The 17,116-nt window shown below is 62.7% G+C and carries 13 protein-coding genes; 11 read left to right on the top strand and 2 right to left on the bottom strand.

The genetic code is table 11. The features are described from left to right. The first annotated feature begins 13 nt into the window (after positions 1-13). The 9 genes from NOV65_RS11105 to NOV65_RS11065 all read left to right on the top strand — a co-directional run bounded on the left by NOV65_RS11105 (position 14) and on the right by NOV65_RS11065 (position 10,970). Entirely contained in the window at positions 14-1,966 is a 1,953-nt protein-coding gene (locus NOV65_RS11105) for a GmrSD restriction endonuclease domain-containing protein (protein WP_257306525.1), read from the top strand. Beyond that, positions 1,963-5,298 carry a type I restriction endonuclease subunit R gene (locus NOV65_RS11100; RefSeq protein ID WP_257306524.1) on the top strand — a complete coding sequence of 1,112 codons (3,336 nt, stop codon included), beginning with the start codon at positions 1,963-1,965 and terminating at the stop codon, positions 5,296-5,298. Before NOV65_RS11105 ends, NOV65_RS11100 begins: the two co-directional genes overlap by 4 nt. Further along, positions 5,298-5,987 carry a M48 family metallopeptidase gene (locus tag NOV65_RS11095; protein ID WP_257306523.1) on the top strand — a complete coding sequence of 230 codons (690 nt, stop codon included), beginning with the start codon at positions 5,298-5,300 and terminating at the stop codon, positions 5,985-5,987. Before NOV65_RS11100 ends, NOV65_RS11095 begins: the two co-directional genes overlap by 1 nt. Before the next feature lie 377 nt (positions 5,988-6,364). Next, complete coding sequence (locus tag NOV65_RS11090) at positions 6,365-6,577, top strand: helix-turn-helix transcriptional regulator (RefSeq protein WP_257306522.1); 213 nt, start codon at positions 6,365-6,367, stop codon at positions 6,575-6,577. Beyond that, positions 6,570-7,013 (top strand): hypothetical protein, encoded by a 444-nt coding sequence (locus NOV65_RS11085; protein WP_257306521.1) that lies wholly within the window; start codon positions 6,570-6,572, stop codon positions 7,011-7,013. Before NOV65_RS11090 ends, NOV65_RS11085 begins: the two co-directional genes overlap by 8 nt. A 689-nt stretch (positions 7,014-7,702) precedes the next feature. Beyond that, complete coding sequence (locus NOV65_RS11080; protein WP_257306520.1) at positions 7,703-8,098, top strand: hypothetical protein; 396 nt, start codon at positions 7,703-7,705, stop codon at positions 8,096-8,098. A 1-nt stretch (position 8,099) separates the two neighbouring features. Beyond that, positions 8,100-9,146: an AAA family ATPase gene (locus NOV65_RS11075; protein WP_257306519.1), complete on the top strand. Its 1,047-nt coding sequence runs from the start codon at positions 8,100-8,102 to the stop codon at positions 9,144-9,146. Between the two features lie 339 nt (positions 9,147-9,485). Next, complete coding sequence (locus NOV65_RS11070; RefSeq protein ID WP_257306518.1) at positions 9,486-9,971, top strand: hypothetical protein; 486 nt, start codon at positions 9,486-9,488, stop codon at positions 9,969-9,971. A gap of 219 nt (positions 9,972-10,190) precedes the next feature. After that, positions 10,191-10,970, top strand: a complete 780-nt coding sequence (locus tag NOV65_RS11065) for a recombinase family protein (protein WP_257306667.1) — start codon at positions 10,191-10,193, stop codon at positions 10,968-10,970. A gap of 236 nt (positions 10,971-11,206) precedes the next feature. Here the strand turns inward: NOV65_RS11065 and NOV65_RS11060 are convergent, their stop codons facing one another. Further along, entirely contained in the window at positions 11,207-11,896 is a 690-nt protein-coding gene (locus tag NOV65_RS11060; RefSeq protein WP_257306517.1) for a hypothetical protein, read from the bottom strand. A 240-nt stretch (positions 11,897-12,136) separates the two neighbouring features. After that, the gene (locus NOV65_RS11055; RefSeq protein ID WP_257306516.1) at positions 12,137-12,793 is read right to left on the bottom strand and encodes an SOS response-associated peptidase; all 657 of its coding nucleotides are present in this window, start codon (positions 12,791-12,793) and stop codon (positions 12,137-12,139) included. Between the two features lie 183 nt (positions 12,794-12,976). Between NOV65_RS11055 and NOV65_RS11050 the strand changes: the two genes are divergently transcribed. Together NOV65_RS11050 and NOV65_RS11045 are read left to right on the top strand one after the other, a co-directional pair. Beyond that, positions 12,977-14,098, top strand: coding sequence for a Y-family DNA polymerase (locus NOV65_RS11050; RefSeq protein ID WP_257306515.1), 1,122 nt, complete (start codon positions 12,977-12,979; stop codon positions 14,096-14,098). Between the two features lie 3 nt (positions 14,099-14,101). Beyond that, complete coding sequence (locus NOV65_RS11045) at positions 14,102-16,996, top strand: helix-hairpin-helix domain-containing protein (RefSeq protein WP_257306514.1); 2,895 nt, start codon at positions 14,102-14,104, stop codon at positions 16,994-16,996. Positions 16,997-17,116: the final 120 nt, after the last annotated feature.

Raw genomic sequence — 17,116 nt, 5'->3', positions numbered from 1 at the left:
CATTGGAGAATCAATGAAACTCTCCACAATTCTTGACCACATCGATAGCGGTCATATGGCCCTGCCCGAGTTCCAGCGCGGCTACGTGTGGAACCGCGATCAGGTGCGGGGGCTCATGCTCTCGCTCTACAGATGTCACCCCGTGGGCGGCCTGCTGGTGTGGGCCACCGAGTCCCTGGGCGCCCCGACACGGGGAGACGGGCCCCTGGCGCCGGGCGTGGTCAAGCTCCTGCTGGATGGCCAGCAGCGCATCACCAGTCTCTACGGCATCATCCGGGGCCACGCCCCCAAGTTCTTCGACGGCAACGCGAACACCTTCACGGGGCTCTACTTCCATTTAGAGACCGAGGAGTTCAGCTTCTTCATGCCCACCAAGATGCAGGGTGATCCCCTGTGGGTGGACGTGACCCAGCTCATGAAGGAGGGCATCGGCCCAGCCATGGAGGCCATCACCGGGAGCCCCGACCATGCCCCCAAGCTGGTGGACCACCTGAACCGGCTGAACCAGATCCAGACGGTCAAGGACCGTGAGCTTCACGTGGAAGAGGTCACCGGGGCCGACAAGACCATCGACGTGGTGGTGGACATCTTCAACCGCGTGAACAGCGGCGGCACCAAGCTGTCCAAGGGTGACCTGGCCCTGGCCAAGATTTGCGCGGAGGCCCCCGAGGCCCGAGTGACCATGAAGTCGAGCCTGAAGAAGTGGCGAGAGAAGGACTTCCATTTCGACTTGGACTGGCTGCTCCGCAACGTGAACACCATCGTCACCGGCGAGGCCAAGTTCAGTTTCCTGCACACCGTGGACGCCCCCACCTTCGCCGACGGCTTGAAACGGGCGGAGCGCCGGATCGACACCCTGCTGAACATGGTGGCGGGCCGCCTGGGCCTGGACCACGACCGGGTGCTGGCGGGCCGCTACGCCTTCCCTGTGATGAGCCGCTACCTGGACAAGAAGGGCGGCAAGTTCGACGGTGGCGCCGCCGAGCAGGACCGGATGTTGTTCTGGTATCTCCAGAGCGCCATGTGGGGCCGATTCAGCGGGTCGGTGGAGTCCCTGCTGGACAAGGACATGGAGGCCCTGGAACGGGGCGGCCTCGACGAGCTGATCCGCGAGCTGCGCCTGTGGCGGGGCAGCCTGAAGGTCCAGCCTGACCACTTCGGGGGCTGGAGCCTGGGCGCCCGCTTCTACCCGGTGCTCTACCTGCTGACCCGCATCGGTGAGGCCCGGGACTGGGGCCTTGGCCTTCCCCTGAAGGCGAACATGCTGGGCCAGCACAGCCACCTGGAGGTGCACCACATCTTCCCCAAGGCCCAGCTCTACAAGCGGAAGTATGGACGCCCCCAGGTCAACGCCGTGGCCAACTTCTGCTTCCAGTCGAAGGAAACCAACCTGGAGATCAGCGACCGGCTGCCGGAGGAATACTTCCCGGAGTTCGAGTCCCGGCACCCCGGGGGCCTTGCCTCCCAGTGGATCCCCATGGACCCCCAGCTCTGGAAGATGGAGAACTACCCCGACTTCCTGGAGGCCCGGCGCCAGCTCCTGGCCGACACCATCAACGGCTTCCTCCAGGACCTGCTGCACGGTGAGCCCCTGGACGGCGCCGAAATCCGGCGTGAACGGACTGCGGAAGACATGCGGGTCGCGGCCATCCCCGGCGGCATCGACAGCGAGGCTGAGGAAGAGGCTCTTGAGACCCTCAATGCCTGGGTGGTCGAACAGGGGCTGCCCGAGGGACACCTGCTCTACGAGCTGGCCGACCCCGAGACCGGCGAGGCGATGGCCGTGCTCGACCTCGTGTGGCCGGACGGTCTCCAGGAGGGACTGAGCGAGCCCGTGGCGGTCCTTTTGGACGAGAGCCACGACTTGGTCGCCATGGCCTCCTCCAGGGGCTACAGGGTGTTCACCCAGCTCGACCCATTCAAGCACTACGTGGCCCGTGAGGTATTGTCCGAGGTGGCGAGATGACGCCGCCGCTCCCCAGCGAGTGGACCGAGTCCGAGAAGCCCCTGATGGAGCAGCTCCAGGGCATGGGCTGGACCATTCGCTTGACCTCCCCCGGGGAGCCCAACGACCTTCATGGCCGCGAGACGTTCCGGGAGGTCCTGCTCCGGGACCACCTGCGGGCCAAGCTCCGGGAGATCAACCGGGGTCCTGACGGACAGCCCTGGCTGGACGAAGCGCGGATCAACGAGGTCATCGCCCACCTGGACCGTCCCCAGGGCCTAAAGCTCATGGAGGCCAACGCGGAGCTGACGGACCTCCTGCTCATGGGGACGACCGTCGAGGGTATGCCGGACTGGGATGGGGGCCGTGAACAGGCCGTTCGCCTCCTCGACTTCGACCACTGGGACCGCAACGAGTTCCTGGCCGTCAATCAGTTCAAGGTCCGACCCCCGGGGGAGCGGAAGGCCATCATCCCCGACATCGCGTTGTTCGTTAATGGAATCCCCCTGGTGGTCATCGAGTGCAAGAGCCCGGCGATCACGGGGCCCGTGGAGGCGGCCATCGACCAGCTCCGGCGCTACAGCAACACCCGGGGCTACGAGATCGAGGAGGGGGTAGAGAAGCTGTTCTGGGCAAACCAGTTCATGGTGGCCGCCGCCGGGATAAACGGAGCCCGGGCCGCCTGCATCGGCGCTGCCGAAGAGCACTTCCTGGCCTGGAAGGACACCAGCCCCGTGCCCATGGCCGAAGTCGCTAAGGCCCTGGGGAAGGCCCGGCTGAACGCCCAGGAGACACTGGTGGCCGGGATGCTCCGACCCCAGCACCTGTTGGACCTCGTCCGCCACTTCATCGCCTTCAAGACCAGCGAGGGCCGCACCTTCAAGATCGTGGCCCGCTACCAGCAGTTCCGGGCTGTGCAAGAGGCCGTCCGTCGCCTGCTCACCGGCCAGGTGGGCGAGCGGGGCCGGGGCATCGTGGATCGCCGGGGCGGCATCATCTGGCATACCCAGGGCTCGGGCAAGAGCCTGACCATGGTCTTCCTGGTGCGGAAGCTCCGGACTCTGAACCTGCTGACCCGCTTCAAGGTCGTCATCGTGACGGACCGGACGGACTTGGAGAAGCAATTCGCCGAGGGGGATGCGGGCCTCATCGGTGACCAGGTGAAGGTCGCGCCGACCACCCAGAGGCTCCAGCAGCTTTTGAGGGAGGACGGCCCCGGGCTGATCTTCGCGATGATCCAGAAGTATCAGACCCGGGACACCGAGGAGCTGACCTTGGACCTCCCGTTCCCCACGGCCTCTGAGGAGACGGGCACCGGCGAGGCCGAGCCCGAGGCCAAGGCCGCCGAGACCACGACCAAAAAGCTCACCCTGCCCACCGAGGACCTGTTCCCGGAGCTGAACCCCTCGCCTGACATCCTCGTGATGATCGACGAGGCCCACCGCTCCCAGGCCAGCGCCCTGCACGCCAACCTGCTTCGGGCCCTGCCCAACGCCGCCCGGATCGGCTTCACCGGCACCCCCATCCTGGCCAAGGACAAGAAGAACTCCCTGGACATCTTCGGCTCCTTCATCGACACCTACTCCATCCGCCAGAGCGAGGAGGACAAGGCCACCGTGCCCATCTTCTACGAAGGCCGGGAGGTGAAGGGCGCGGTCAAGGATGGCCAGGACCTGGATGACCTCTTCCGCAAGCTCTTCGACGACCGGGATGCCGACACCCAGGAGGCCATCAAGGCGAAATACGCCAACGCGGCCAAGGTGCTGGAGGCCGAGGAGCTGATCCAGGCCAAGGCCAGGGACATGCTCCGCCACTACGCCCAGGTCATCCTTCCCAACGGGTTCAAGGCCCAGGTGGTGGCCACGAGCCGCCTGGCGGCCATGCGCTACCACACCGCGTTCGTGGCGGCCCAGAAGGAGCTGGTGGACGCCGTGGAGGCTCTTGCCTCGGGCGACCTCGCCCTGGATGACACCGCCCGCTTGTCGCTCCCAGAGGAAACCCAGGTCCTCTTGCGGATCCAACCCTACCTCGCGGATGTGAAGCGGCTCGACTTCGGGGTTGTCATCAGCGGGGACCACAACGACCCCCCGACCTACGCACCCTGGACGGACAAGACCAAGCAGGACGCCCTGATCGCCCGCTTCAAGAAGCCCCTCAGGCACAAGGACCCGCAGAAGGCCGACGGCCTGTCCTTTCTGATCGTGAAGAGCATGTTGCTCACCGGCTTCGACGCCCCAGTGGAGCAGGCCCTCTACCTGGACCGGATCATCAACCAGCCCCACGAGATCCTCCAAGCCATCGCCCGGGTGAACCGCACCTATGGGAATAAGAAGGCGGGCCGCGTGGTGGACTACATCGGGCGGGGCGGAAAGATCATCCAGAAGGCACTGGAGGTCTACGATGCCGCCGACATCGAAGGCGCCCTCGAAGGGGTGGAGGACCAGATCCCCCTTCTCCGGGACCGGCACCAGCGGGTGAAGGACGTGCTCACCGGCCAGGGGGTCACCGACCTGACCAAGCTGGAGGACTCCGTCCTCGCCCTCCGCGACGAGAGGGTCCGCGCCGAGTTCATGGTCAAGCTCAAAGGGTTCCTGGAGACGTTGGACACTGTCATGCCTGACCCGGCGGGCCTCCCCTTCGTCAGGGACGCCAAGCTCCTGGGCTTCATCGCCCGCGCCGCCGCCGCCCACTACCGGGACTCCCAGATCGACCTGCGCGGTGTCGGCGAGAAGGTCCGGAAGCTCATCGACGACCACATCCAGGCCCAGGGCGTGGAGCTGAAGGTCGAGCCCATCAGCATCCTGGACGTGAAGTTCGACGAGGCCGTAAACCGCCACGTGTCGGACCGGGCCAAGGCCAGCGAGATGGAGCACGCCCTCCGCGCCCACATCCGCCAGCACTTCCAGGAGGATCCTGTTCGCTACCAGAAGCTCTCCGAGCGGCTGGAGCAGGTGCTCACCACCCTGGAGGGCAACTGGGCCGAGATCCTGAAGGCATGGCGGGCAATTATGGAGGAAGTCCGGCACGACGGGAACGAGTCCTCCTTCGGCCTCGACCCCCGGACCCAGGCTCCGTTCGCCCGCGTGCTGCTGGAGGAAATGGGTGCCGGGGACACCCCCACCGGGGCACAGATCAAGCGGGCCTCCGAAGTTACCCTGGAGCTGGTAGAACACTTCCGCCAGGAGATTCGCCTCGTTGACTTCTGGCGCAACGCCCAGGCCCAGCAGGTGTTGAAGGGCTGGGTGTTCGAGCTGCTCGACCACCGGGACCTCATCGACTTCAGGAAGGCCCGGGCCGTCGCTGACCGGCTGGTTGATCTGGCCAAGGCCCTCCATGACCGGTTGGTGGACTGATGGACCAGCTCGTCCTCGGCGACCTCCGTTTCCAGGTCCGTTGGAGCACACGGCGGAGGACCCTGGGCCTGACCGTCGAGAGGGATGGCACGCTCACCCTGGCGGCGCCGCCGCACTGCCCCACGGAGCGCCTCATCAAATTCGCGAAGTCGAAGACGTTCTGGGTCTACACCCAAATCGCCAAGCGCGACCTCCTCCGCCGTCCCCATGACGAGAAGAGCTACGTCACGGGCGCGGGCTTCAGCTACCTGGGCCGCACCTACCGTCTCCTCCTGGTGGACCACGACGAGGGCGAGCCTCTACGTCTTCGCGGTGGCCGCCTGGAGCTACACCGTGGACGGGCCCGGGAAGGCGCGGCCCTTCTGCGGCGCTGGTATGTGCGTCTCGGGCAGGTCTGGCTACGTGCACGAGTCCATCGCCTTGCGGGACAGGTTGGTGTAGATGCACCTCCCGTCCAAGTTCAGGAGCTGGGCTACCGGTGGGGGAGCTGCGGGAGGAACGGCAGGCTTTACCTGAACTGGCAGGTCATGGCCCTCCCCCCGGCCCTCGTCGAATACGTCGTCGCCCACGAGCTGGTGCACCTCCGCGAGCCCCATCACACCCCGAAGTTCTGGCGCCTGCTGGGGCGGGTGATGCCGGACTACGTCCAGCGGCGGGACCGGCTGGCCGAGCTTGGTGGGGACTTGTAGGCGAAGAACTCTGTTTGGTCAGCGCGTGGACACTTCTTACGGCACCCGCTGGCACCGGCCCCAGGAGATGGAGGGATGAGTGGGATCAAAACGTTGACCGCCAACCACCCGCCCGCCGTGAGCGCCGTCTCAGTTTTATTTGCCCAGTGACTCATGCGGTAACGGCAGGGGTCAGGTTCGATTTCACGGGCGAAACGGCATGTGACACAGCGAAATCACCGCCCTAAACAGTCGAGATCACTTGTATTTAGCTGCAAGTCGATGATTCTGCGCAATGTCATCGCCGCTGGCTCTCATTGTTGGGAGGCAAGAAAAAACTTCGATTTTGAGAAGTAGAAGGAGCCGATGGACGGCTCCTCAATCCCAGAGGAGGGACAGTGAATCTACTTCTAGAACTCGAAGCTGCAAACAGGCTTCGTCTCGCCCGCACAACCATGGCCGGGATGCGCTCCCGGGGCACCGGACCCGAATGGGTCAAGCTCGGCGGCAAGGTCTTCTATCGCCCAGAGGCCCTCGACGCCTGGGTGGCGGCCTGCACCCACACCCCGAGCCCGGCCCCTGCCCGCGGAGAGGAGGGCGGCGATGATTGACCAGACCACCCAGCTCCAGATCCCCCCGGGCCCCTTCAAGTGGCTACTCGGTCTGGGAGGTCTCCTGAACCTCGACCTCTCCCACGCAATACCGGACGGCCCCCCGGGCGATGCGGTCCAACGGGCCATCGATGACCTCCGCTGGGCCCTCAGCGACGCCAGGATCTGCCAACCGGCCATGGCTTCCCTGAAGGGAGACAGCTTCTCCCGTGGCTGTTTCACCATCGAACGCGGTGTCCTGTGCCACTTGCGGGTTTGGGTGCGTGCCCAAGCACAAGGCGAAGGCACCGGTCGGATCGGCCATGAAGGGACTGTCTTCATGGTGGACAACTATGAGCGCGTGTTCTGGGCCGAGAACGACTCGAAGCTGGCCCTGGACCTTCTGAGGGACATCCTTCAGGCTCCGGACCTGCAACTTCGGGGAAGCGTTCGCTGAATACGTCCCTCGCCTCCCCCAGAGGTTACTGGGTCACTGGGTAACACCCAAATGAGGGACCCACTGCGGTGGCCCCTCGATCCGTGAAGTCGAGTAGGAGGTCGGTCGTGGGGAGGGCATCCCCTCTCCGCGACCGGAATCGTGGCCGTGAGCCTTCTGACAGCTGGGAGTCCGGCGCGATGCGGGGTCCAAGCGTTTCCCACCTTCTCGGTATCATCCCCCTAGGAAGCCATTGAGGTGGATTCCACGATCTTCGATTCCGTTACAGGGCCTGATTCAGATGTAGGCAATTCACCCACATTTGTGTTCACCTCCTGCCGGGTATCATCCTGGTGAAGAAGCTGAAGGGCCTCAAAACCCCTGGCCTAATCGGCAACAAAATCAACCATTTCATAAAATAACCGAGGGCATCAACTCGGCATACTCGTTGGAATGGCGGCGGAGATGCCCGCCAGGTAAGACCAGAACAAACGTCACGCTCCCCCTGTCGTCGAGGCCCGCGCCCAGGGGATTACATGTAACTGAATCCTCCCCGTAGCAGCCAATGGGCGAAGCCCTGCCTGGAAGCCGAGCCACCGCCCCAGTGACCTGGACCGGCAATATCCCTTGGCACCTCTGATCTAAAAACTGTGGTTTACCCACCTCCGATTCGACGGGGTGGCCTAGCCCCTACCTGCACGAGGCATCCCATGACCTGGCTTCCTCCCGGCATCAAAGATCCTGGTTATATCCCTTCTGGCGAGCATCTCGCCGAGATCCTCGACATCTCTGGATTCAAGAGCAAGAAGTCCGGCGACTACTTCATCCGCATCTTCCTGAAGTGCTCAACGGGCGAGTCCGGCCCCATCAGCATCCGCTTCTTCGCCGACGACGAGCAACGGAGCTGGATCAACGGGCGCAACGAGAAGTTCGTGGACTTCCTTCTCTTCGCCGCTCAACAGGAGACACCTCGCGGTGTCGAACCGAACTGGGCGGATGTTCTCAGTGGACTGAAAGGGATCACCTTCAAGATCACCGTGGCGGCCAAGGGTAACGGTGCGCCTTACCTCACGGGACTGGATGTCGATGAAACCGAGGAGGACTAAGATGGGCTCCTTCTTCTTCGACGGGTTCGATAACCTGGACCTGCGCTACACCGCTGTTGCCTCCAACAGTCTTCCGCCGATGCTGATTCCTGATGTTCTCCCTTTGGGTGAACCCGGCCTTTTAGTTGGCGATCCCTCGTGCGGAAAGTCTGAGTTCGCTCAGACGATCTCTGTCGGTTTGTCTCTCGGCCTTCCAGTTCTTGGGCTCCACATACCTGATCCGGTTCCGGTGGTCTACCTGGCCCTCGAAGGTTCCAAACCAAGCCTCATGGCCCGTATCCATCGGATCTCCCGGGAGGTCGCACCCGAGTTTGACGAGGACGATGCTGCCCTCCTGGACGCCAATCTTCACCTCCTGACTCCATCTCCCTTCAGCCCAATCCCCAAGGCGGAGCGCTTGGAGAACATCGTCAACAACATCGCCAGGCTCTCTGAGAAAGTTCGTCAGCCTGGCTTGGTCGTCATCGACACTCTGTCCCACCTCATCGTCGGCGATGAGAACCACGCCGATTCCGCACGGGAGCCTTGGGAGATGGCCCAGGCGATCTCCAACGGCTATGGCTGGACAGTGATCATGATTCACCACCTCCGGAAGGTCATCCAAGGAACCGGGGCTCCCTTTCGGGGTCGGGGTGTGGCCGATGTTCGTGGCTCCTCAGCTCACACCGCATCTGCCAGGTTCGTTCTCGGGCTCAGCTTGAAGAGGCGGTCCAGGTCAGCCTACACGGGTCAGGCTGACCCCGGGGTGGCCATGGAACTCAAGGTCCTCAAGTGGAACGACGGGCCTGAAGATTTCACCGTGCAGTTTCGTCGAGATCCCGATACGGGGTGCCTCAAGAAGGACGACATGGAGGTCCCTGGTCATAACGGGGAAAAGCCCTCTGACAACACCAAGGCGGGCCGTCTACTTCAGATCCTTCAAGACCCGACGTTGTCCGAGGAGGAATCACGGGAACGATCCCTCAAGCTCTTCCGGGAGACCAAGAATCCCGAGACGAGTCTCCGTTCAGCAGTCCGTCATCTCAGGAATAAGGGGTCAATACCCTGAGGGTCTGCTTCTGTGATTCTCTTCTTCTCTCTATGGAGTGCGTCGCGTCGGTGCGCGACGCACCTATATAGCGCACGTGCGCACGCCTTCAAACTCCATCCGGAAGAGGTGAATAACCAGGGGAAGCAGCCCTAGGGTTGGCCCCATTCCTGGCGATCTCTCTGTGCTGGATATCCTCCGCCTGAAGACGGCCCATCCGACCTATATCGGCCGCTGAACTTCACCCCAACTCCCGGTATCGCGGCGTCAAGCAGCCCTCGATACCACCTCCCCCAGCACCTGACTATCCGACTCCGAGTCAGGTAGTCCCCGTATGCCCCATCCAACACAGGAGCTTCCATGAAGCCCAGCAAGAACCAGCAGCCGATCACCAAGACCACGGCTCAACCCCACAACCCCAACGGGAGGCCGACCACCGAACCAAAGTTCAGCCAGCTTGATGTCCAGGATCTCCCGGCAAGCTTCTACATAGCACTGGGACGACTCCTCCAAACCGTTTGCGACCGGGGAACCAAGGGATGCCTCGCTCACACAGATGCCTTCCGACAAGCAGCGGACCTCCTTCTCCACCCGGAGGCCCTTGCCAAGGATGGTGTCCTCCTAGAAGTAATCAACCACAGCATGACGTTCCAGCTCGACCTGAATCATCACGGTGAGACATTTCACCTCCAGCTCGCCGACTACCACGCCCCCTGTGGGAGCTACTTCTTTCGGATACCTGAGGACCCGGTTTTGAGTTCCGGCTCGGCTGCATTCATCCTCCTTCACATCGCAGCCATCCTCGGCGATCCCACCGTCATCGAAGCGAGGATCTTCAACAACTAGATGGGTCGGCACCCACCGTGTGGCAACGGTGCCTCCGGGGACTTTGAGGAAGGGGCCCGGGGTGAATGCCGGTTGGGGCATCTGGACCAGGAGGTGAATCCTCCGGTGCCGGGTGCCCCATCTTCCACCCCACGCGATGGTTTGGAGTGCGCTCCGGCCCAGAGAACTACCTACTGAGTGTTACAGCGGGGTCCCGCCGTAACGAATGAGGGGGTGAAAATGGTCGAATCGAGACCGAAGCAGTCGTCGAAGGCGGTTGGATATACTCGGGTCTCTACGATTGACCAGGCAAACCATGGTGTGAGCTTAGAGGCCCAAGCTGAGAAAATTAGGGCATGGTGTGCGCTCTCGGACTATGAGCTTGCTGATATTCATGTCGATCGAGGCCTGAGTGGCGGTCGAGCGGACAATCGCCCAGCACTCCAGGCCGCCTTGCAGTCCATCAAGAAGGGTGACGCATTAGTCGTCTACTCGTTGAGCAGACTTGCCCGCTCAGCCTCTGACTCGGGAACCATTCTGAAAGATCTGCAACGGCGTGGGGCAGACTTGGTGAGTCTGACGGAGCGAATAGACACGACCAGTCCCTCCGGAAAGCTGGTCTTCACCATGATGAGTGGGATTCACGAGTTCGAGCGGGATGTGATTTCAGAGCGGACAAAACTGGCTATGCACCACCTCCAATCCCTTAGAAGGTTTATCGGGGGTGGAGTTCCATATGGCTTCCAGTTGAAGGAAGATAGGGTGTGGCCTTTTGCACCAGAAATGGTTGTTATCGCCTGGGTCAATCGATCCCGGCTGGAAGGTATGTCGCTCCGAGCCATCGCTGCGGAGTTAGCCGCAGAGGGCATCTACTCTCGAACAGGCCGACCGTTTAACCCCGCACAGCTCCATCGAATGCTGAAAATCGCCCCGAAGTATTTCACTGGGGATGATCCGGGCAAGCCCCTTCCAGGAAGTGGTGATCCCCCTGCCGTCGGCCAGACCCAGGCCAATGGTTGACCACACTGCTGGCGGCGAGCAGAGCAATCCGACCCTCAGGACCGAAGACGCTCCCCCCAGCTAGAAAATCATTCACATTCGGAAGCGCTGGCAGCCTCTGGGATCTCCACCATACCAACGAAGCAATGAGACGGGAGAAAGCGAAAAACGATGCAGGCGGAGTCCGGGTTGAGCGGAGGGTCAGGTTGCGTTGAACGGCGAGCCACTAGTTCAAGCTGAATGCGAGGATTTGGAACCTAAGGATTGGGAGTGGAACGAGGAATGCAGCCACAGGATCCGCACCCGTCACATACAAGCCAGTTACAGGTTTTACATTTCAAGTTGGTGGTTGAGGATAAATCATCTTTCTTACAATGATGACAGTGTGTCGATCTATCGGGTTGATTTGGAGGCAACCTCACTCCGGTATATTTGTTATGTAGATCATGCCATTTTAGCTTATTCCAGTGTAAATCTATCATTTTTAAGTATTGATTACTAGTATTTATTGCCACGAATCGATCTTTATATTCTTTGAATTTCTGTTTGAGCTTATTTTCATTTTTCTCTTTTTCCTCATCGAATTTGATTTTTTCTAAAGCCGACGTTTCTTCTGTTTTAATAAAGTTGATTTCCAATTCTTTAAAAATCGATTCCCATTCATCAGGGTGTTTTAAAAACTCTGACGGGAAGTCGAATCTTATATTTTCATAACTGAAAATTTCGTCAAAATGGGTCAGACAACTCGGAATGGTTTCATATCTGATTCGACACTTCGGTAATGATACGGAGGTTATTTCACCTGTTCCGTATTCGGTTGATAGCTTGGTCCCAACCAAATAATTGATGTATTCAGGATGAATCTCAAGATATTCATTGAATGCTTTGGGGAATTTTTTCAAATATCCGAGTAGTTCTGCTCTCCCGAATTGATGTTCTTTTTCCATCGAAGCCTCAGGTTCCCGTGAGTTTTGAAAATTCGCCTCTGCGTTCATTGCACTTAATGATTTTACACCGCCACCATCAGTTCGCCGCCTAAGACGAAATTTGAAGATTGATATTGGAAACAGGGATCATGCGGCACGGGGGATGTTGGCATCTTAACCGGGGCAGGTGTCGATCGGCCGAACGCATTGTTGAGTGCGTTCTGTTGTCCCTCGGGGACCTGTCCAAGGAGTGTTCTTTGATCAATCCAAGGAGAAGTTCGTGGGACCTGCCTGTCGAGCTTCCAACCACCCTGATGGGCATGGCCTGAGGATCGACAGGAGCCCTTCCACCGGCGTCGCTGGGTCAAGCCATGCGGCCCACTCCGACGGTGCCAAGATCGCGGGCATCCGATGGTGGGGTAGCTCGGCGATCAGTTCGTTGGGCTCCGTGGTGATCACGGTCGCCGTGTCGTGGCCGACGCCCGTCTCGGGATCCGTCCAGGGCCCCCAGAGACCAGCGAAGACGAACAAGTCCCCCGTGGCCGGGATGATTGTCCTCGGCGTGCCCTTCCTGGCGCCGGGAGCCTTCGGCCACTCATACCAGGCGTTGACGACGATGAGGCACCGCTGGCTTTTGAAGGGTTTCGAGTAAAGCCGACCCGTGGCGATCTTGTCGGCGCGGGCATTGAAGGTGAAGTATTCGGAGATGAAGCCCCGGCTTGGAGCGTTCGGCGGCATGAACCCCCACATATAGCTGCCCGCCACGCGGGCGCCGTCCACAAGGCGGACGCCGGGGATGGCGTTGGTAGGGGAGACGTTCGCGTTTGGCACAGCCCAGTCCTCGATGGCACCGGCGGCGCCGAGGTGCTCAAGCACCAAGCCCTCGATGCCTTTCTTCACCCCAACCCGACCGCACACATGTCCTCCGACTTGAGCTGCCGACCATGATGCGCCAGCGGGAGTGCACCGGGCAGAGCCGGGTTACAGCACACCCACTCCCACCGCCTCTACGCCGGTCCAAGATCAGGAACCTAGCATATTATTTTCGCCTAATTTTCGCTATGCTGGGACCCCGCCGATGGGGTGGGTGGGGTTGGTCCAATGTTGGCTGTGTGGGTCCCGGAGTTGCCGTTCCAGCTTGCGCGTCAGCGCGAGTCGGAGCTGATCGGACGGCCCTTGGGGTTCCGAAACCCGGAGCAGGGCCGGGCCCCGAGACTTTGGATGGTGGACCGCATCGCCCGCAAGGCCGGGCTAGAGGCCGGGGTTCCCATAGATGTCGCCCTCCACCAGGATCCCGGGCTCGTCGTGCTCGACCCCATGCCTTCGACCTGGATGGATGCCCGCGCCTGCCTGGGCCGTCACCTGCTCGCCTACAGCCCGCTGGGCCGCCTTGGGCGCTTCGGTGAGGGCTTCGTGGATCTCCGGGGAACTGAGCGTCTGCACGGCCCCGTGCTCGACGCCGCCGAGCGCCTCCGCATGGACCTCCTCAAGGTAGACGGCTGGAGTGCCCACGGCGGCCTCAGCCATAGCTTCTCCGCTTCCCGGTTGGCGGCCAAGGCGGAGGACCGGGTGCGGATGATCGAGGCGGGCCAGGAGGCCCCCTTCCTGGCCCCGTATGCACTCGGGGCGCTGTCGGCCCTGGAGGCTCGGTCGCGGGATCGGCTCCAACATTTTGGCCTGCACCGGGTCGCCCAGGTTCAGCCCATGGAGGTCCACGCCCTCGGGCAGATCATCCCGGCACCCGAGGCGTTCCAGGTGCTCCGGCAGGCACGGGGTGAAGACCAGGACCGGCTCCCGCCGCTGGAGGTCGTCCAGGCTTCGGAGACCCTGCGAAAGATCATCATGCCCCCGGCGCACAAGCACGACCTAGGGCTCGCCTCGTGGGTGTGGGAGGCGGCGTGGGCGTGGCGCCTCGATGGCCGCTTCGTTCACCGCCTCCGCCTGTCCTGGTGGGATGTCGATGACCTCCCCCATGCGCTGCTATTCGCCCTCGGTGGCGAGGACCTCTGGGCTTGCTGCCGTGACCTCGAACTCCAGTTCATGGCCGAGGCCACCCGGCGCGTGCTCATCCAGCGTCTGGAGCTGGAAGCGTGGTTGGGGCCCACACCCGGCACCCCGCTGCTGCTCGCCGAGGACCACGTCCAGAAGAGGCTTGCGCTAGAAGCAACTGCCCTTCGACTCCATCGTCGCTTCGGCCACCAGGCCCTCCGCCAAGGGGCGTAGACCATGGCCTTGGCTCTCGGCATCTCCGCCTACAGCCTCATGGAGGGGGTCTACCTCCCCGAGGACTTGGGGAAGCTGGCGCTCCGCCTCGGCTATACGGACCTCGCCTTGGTGGACCGTGGACTTCACGGCCTTCCCAGGATGCGGGAGGCCGCCGACAAGCTCGGCCTTCGCCTCCACGTCGGCTGCCGCCTGCCGCTCGGGGACGGCGAAGTCTACGTTCTCCCACTGGACACCGAGGGCTACACCTCGATGAACAAAGCTCTGACCGACAAGGCCCACGGTCGTTCGTGGGGGTGGCCGGGAAGCTGCGTGCTCCTGGCGGACAGGTGGGGCGTGGCCTTGCATTTGCGGGAGGAGGCGCCGGACGCCGAGCTGGTGGCCATCCTCATCGGCGGCGGCGGGTGGCAGGTCGCCCAGAGGGCCCGCGCCGAAGGCATCGCGGTGGCGGGCCCGCAAGTGCTGCGGTTCCTGAAGTCGGAGGGGCTGGCCATTCACAAGGTGAAACGTGCTATCGCCATGAACGCCATGCTCCAGGACCTGAAGCCCAAGGACTACTGGGAGCCGCGCCTGGGGGCCAAGACCTGCACAGTCTGGGAGCAGGGGCTCTCCGAAGAAGTGAACGAGGGCACCCGGCGTCTCGAAGCCCAGCTCGACGGGTGGACGTTGCCATGGGGGCGATGGGTGTTGCCGAACCCTCCGCATCTCGGCCCCGGTGAGGACCTGGCCGAGCGGTTGTGGGCCGAAGCCCGCGCGGGGGTCCGACGGCGCTACGGCGCCGTGTCCGATCCGAAGGTCCACCGTCGCCTGGAGAAGGAAATGGACCTGATCCTGCGGAAGGGCTACGGCGGCTACTTCCTAGTCATGCAGGCCATCACGCAGAACGCCTCCCGGACGTGCGGGCGGGGGAGCGGCGCGGCGTCCCTCCTCAGCTACCTGCTGGGGATCACGAACGTGGACCCTGTTGGCGCCAACTTGATGTTCGAGCGGTTCCTCAATGAGGACCGCGAGGACCCGCCGGATCTCGACGTGGACTTCGCCTGGGACGAGAGGGACGACGTTCTTCAGTGGGTGTTCAACACGTTTGGGCGTGACCATGTCGCGATGGTCGCGAACCACAACATGTTCCAGCCCCGGGCCGCCATCCGCGACGTGGCCAAGCTGCACTGCCGCCCGGAGAGTGAAATCTCCAGAATGAGCAAGCGCCTCCGGACCTGGGGCTGGGAGGACGAGGCCGGGCTGTCCGTGAAGCTCGGGCGGACGACCCGAACCGATGCACCGATGCCTGAACCCTGGCCGGACATCATCCAGATGGCCACCCGGCTGGTCGGCCAGCCTCACCTGCTGTCGGTGCACCCCGGCGGCACGGTCATCACCCCTGGGCCCCTGTGGGAGCACGCGCCCAGCCAGCCCGCTCCGGCGAAGGATGGCGTGTCCATCCTCCAGTGGGAGAAGGACGGTGTGGAGTCCTACGGGCTCGTGAAGCTCGACCTGCTCGGCAACCGGTCACTCGCGGTCGTCCGTGACGGCCTGACCGTCCTGGAGGCACGAGGAGAGGCCCCAGAACGCCAGACCTGGTTCCCTGAGCAGGACGAAGCCACCCAGGACCTCATGGCCCGTGGTGACACCATCGGCGTCTTCTACGTCGAGAGCCCGGCCAGCCGGATCCTCCAACAGCGCGTAGGTAGAGGCGACTACGAGCATCTGACCATCCACAGCTCGCTGATCAGGCCCGCCGCGAACCGCTGGGTGGACGCCTATGTGTCCCGGACCAAGGGCGAGCCCTACGAGCCCATCCACGCCTCCCTGGATGACCTCCTGAGCGAGAGCTACGGCGTCCTCGTCTACCAGGAGGACGTGATGCGGGTGGCCCAGGGCATGGCCGGGTTCACCTACAAGCAGGCCGACAAGTTGCGAAAGGCGCTCGGGAAGAAGGACCACGCCGCCCGAGTCCCCGACTACAAGGCCGCCTTCATGGACGGGTGCCGGACCAACGGGATCCCCGAGAAGGGCGCCGAGGAGGTCTGGTCGATGATCGAGACTTTCACGGGCTACTCCTTCTGCAAGCCGCACTCCGCGAGCTACGCCCGGGTGAGCTACGAGAGCGGCTGGATCAAGGCACATCACCCCGGCCCCTTCTACGCCGCCGTTATCAATAACCAGGGCGGCTTCTACCCGGCCATCGCCTATCTCGGTGACGCCCGGCGCCACGGCGTGAAGGTCCTGGGCCCGGACGTGAACGAGAGTGACGCCGGGTATGCCCCCGATGGCGACCACGTCCTCCGCGTCGGGCTCAGCTTCATCAAGGGCCTTGCCAAGGCTGACCTGGAGAAGCTGCTCGCCGCACGCGAGGAAGGCGGCGCCTTCCAGGATCCCCAGGACCTCCAGGCCCGGGCGAAGACTTCTGCGAAGGCCATGGAGCTGTTGGCCAGGGCCGGGGCCTTCGACCGGTGGGCGCCCGACGGAGATCGGACCCGGCTGCTCTGGGACAGCGTGGGTGGCCTGCCGAAGGGCGTGGCTCCGAGGCCCACCGGTCTCGTGCAGAGGGCAAACCAGGAGATGGAGCTGCTGGGTATCACCCTGGAGCTTCACCCGGCGGCGCTCACCCGTGGGCAACGTTCAGGAGAGGACTACCCCCACCGCGCCGGGCAGGTGGCACACCGCATCGGCCACGAGAGCCGCTTCTGGGCGCTCGTCGTGGCCGAGAAGCTCGTGCTCACCAAGGACGACCTCCCCATGCAGTTCGTGACCTTGGAGGACGAGACCGGTCTCGTCGAGGCTGTCGTCTTCCCCGATGCCTTCCGTCGCCGGGGCCACGGGTTCACCGTGGGGGAAGTGGTCCCAGCTCGGGGGGTGGCGGATCTCCAGGATTGCGTGGTGATTCTCCGGTGGCTCTGACAATGCAAGTCGGGCGCTTTTTTTGGGTTTGATGTTTGGCGTGAAAGTCCCACAGGCTGACAAGACCCACTATCCTGTTTGCAAGTGAACGAGGCTTCAAACAGGAACGATGTTAAGGAG

The sequence above is a fragment of the Geothrix campi genome (assembly GCF_024609265.1).
Lineage (GTDB): Bacteria > Acidobacteriota > Holophagae > Holophagales > Holophagaceae > Geothrix > Geothrix campi.
The sequence above is the reverse complement of the archived record's forward strand: the minus strand, read 5'-3'. Positions and strand labels throughout refer to the sequence as shown.

Bases quoted from the DNA above. Each gene is read 5' to 3' on its own strand.
- NOV65_RS11105 (WP_257306525.1), top strand. From the start codon at position 14: ATGAAACTCTCCACAATTCTTGACCACATCGATAGCGGTCATATGGCC.
- NOV65_RS11100 (WP_257306524.1), top strand. From the start codon at position 1,963: ATGACGCCGCCGCTCCCCAGCGAGTGGACCGAGTCCGAGAAGCCCCTG.
- NOV65_RS11095 (WP_257306523.1), top strand. From the start codon at position 5,298: ATGGACCAGCTCGTCCTCGGCGACCTCCGTTTCCAGGTCCGTTGGAGC.
- NOV65_RS11085 (WP_257306521.1), top strand. From the start codon at position 6,570: ATGATTGACCAGACCACCCAGCTCCAGATCCCCCCGGGCCCCTTCAAG.
- NOV65_RS11080 (WP_257306520.1), top strand. From the start codon at position 7,703: ATGACCTGGCTTCCTCCCGGCATCAAAGATCCTGGTTATATCCCTTCT.
- NOV65_RS11075 (WP_257306519.1), top strand. From the start codon at position 8,100: ATGGGCTCCTTCTTCTTCGACGGGTTCGATAACCTGGACCTGCGCTAC.
- NOV65_RS11070 (WP_257306518.1), top strand. From the start codon at position 9,486: ATGAAGCCCAGCAAGAACCAGCAGCCGATCACCAAGACCACGGCTCAA.
- NOV65_RS11065 (WP_257306667.1), top strand. From the start codon at position 10,191: ATGGTCGAATCGAGACCGAAGCAGTCGTCGAAGGCGGTTGGATATACT.
- NOV65_RS11060 (WP_257306517.1), bottom strand. From the start codon at position 11,896: ATGGAAAAAGAACATCAATTCGGGAGAGCAGAACTACTCGGATATTTG.
- NOV65_RS11050 (WP_257306515.1), top strand. From the start codon at position 12,977: ATGTTGGCTGTGTGGGTCCCGGAGTTGCCGTTCCAGCTTGCGCGTCAG.
- NOV65_RS11045 (WP_257306514.1), top strand. From the start codon at position 14,102: ATGGCCTTGGCTCTCGGCATCTCCGCCTACAGCCTCATGGAGGGGGTC.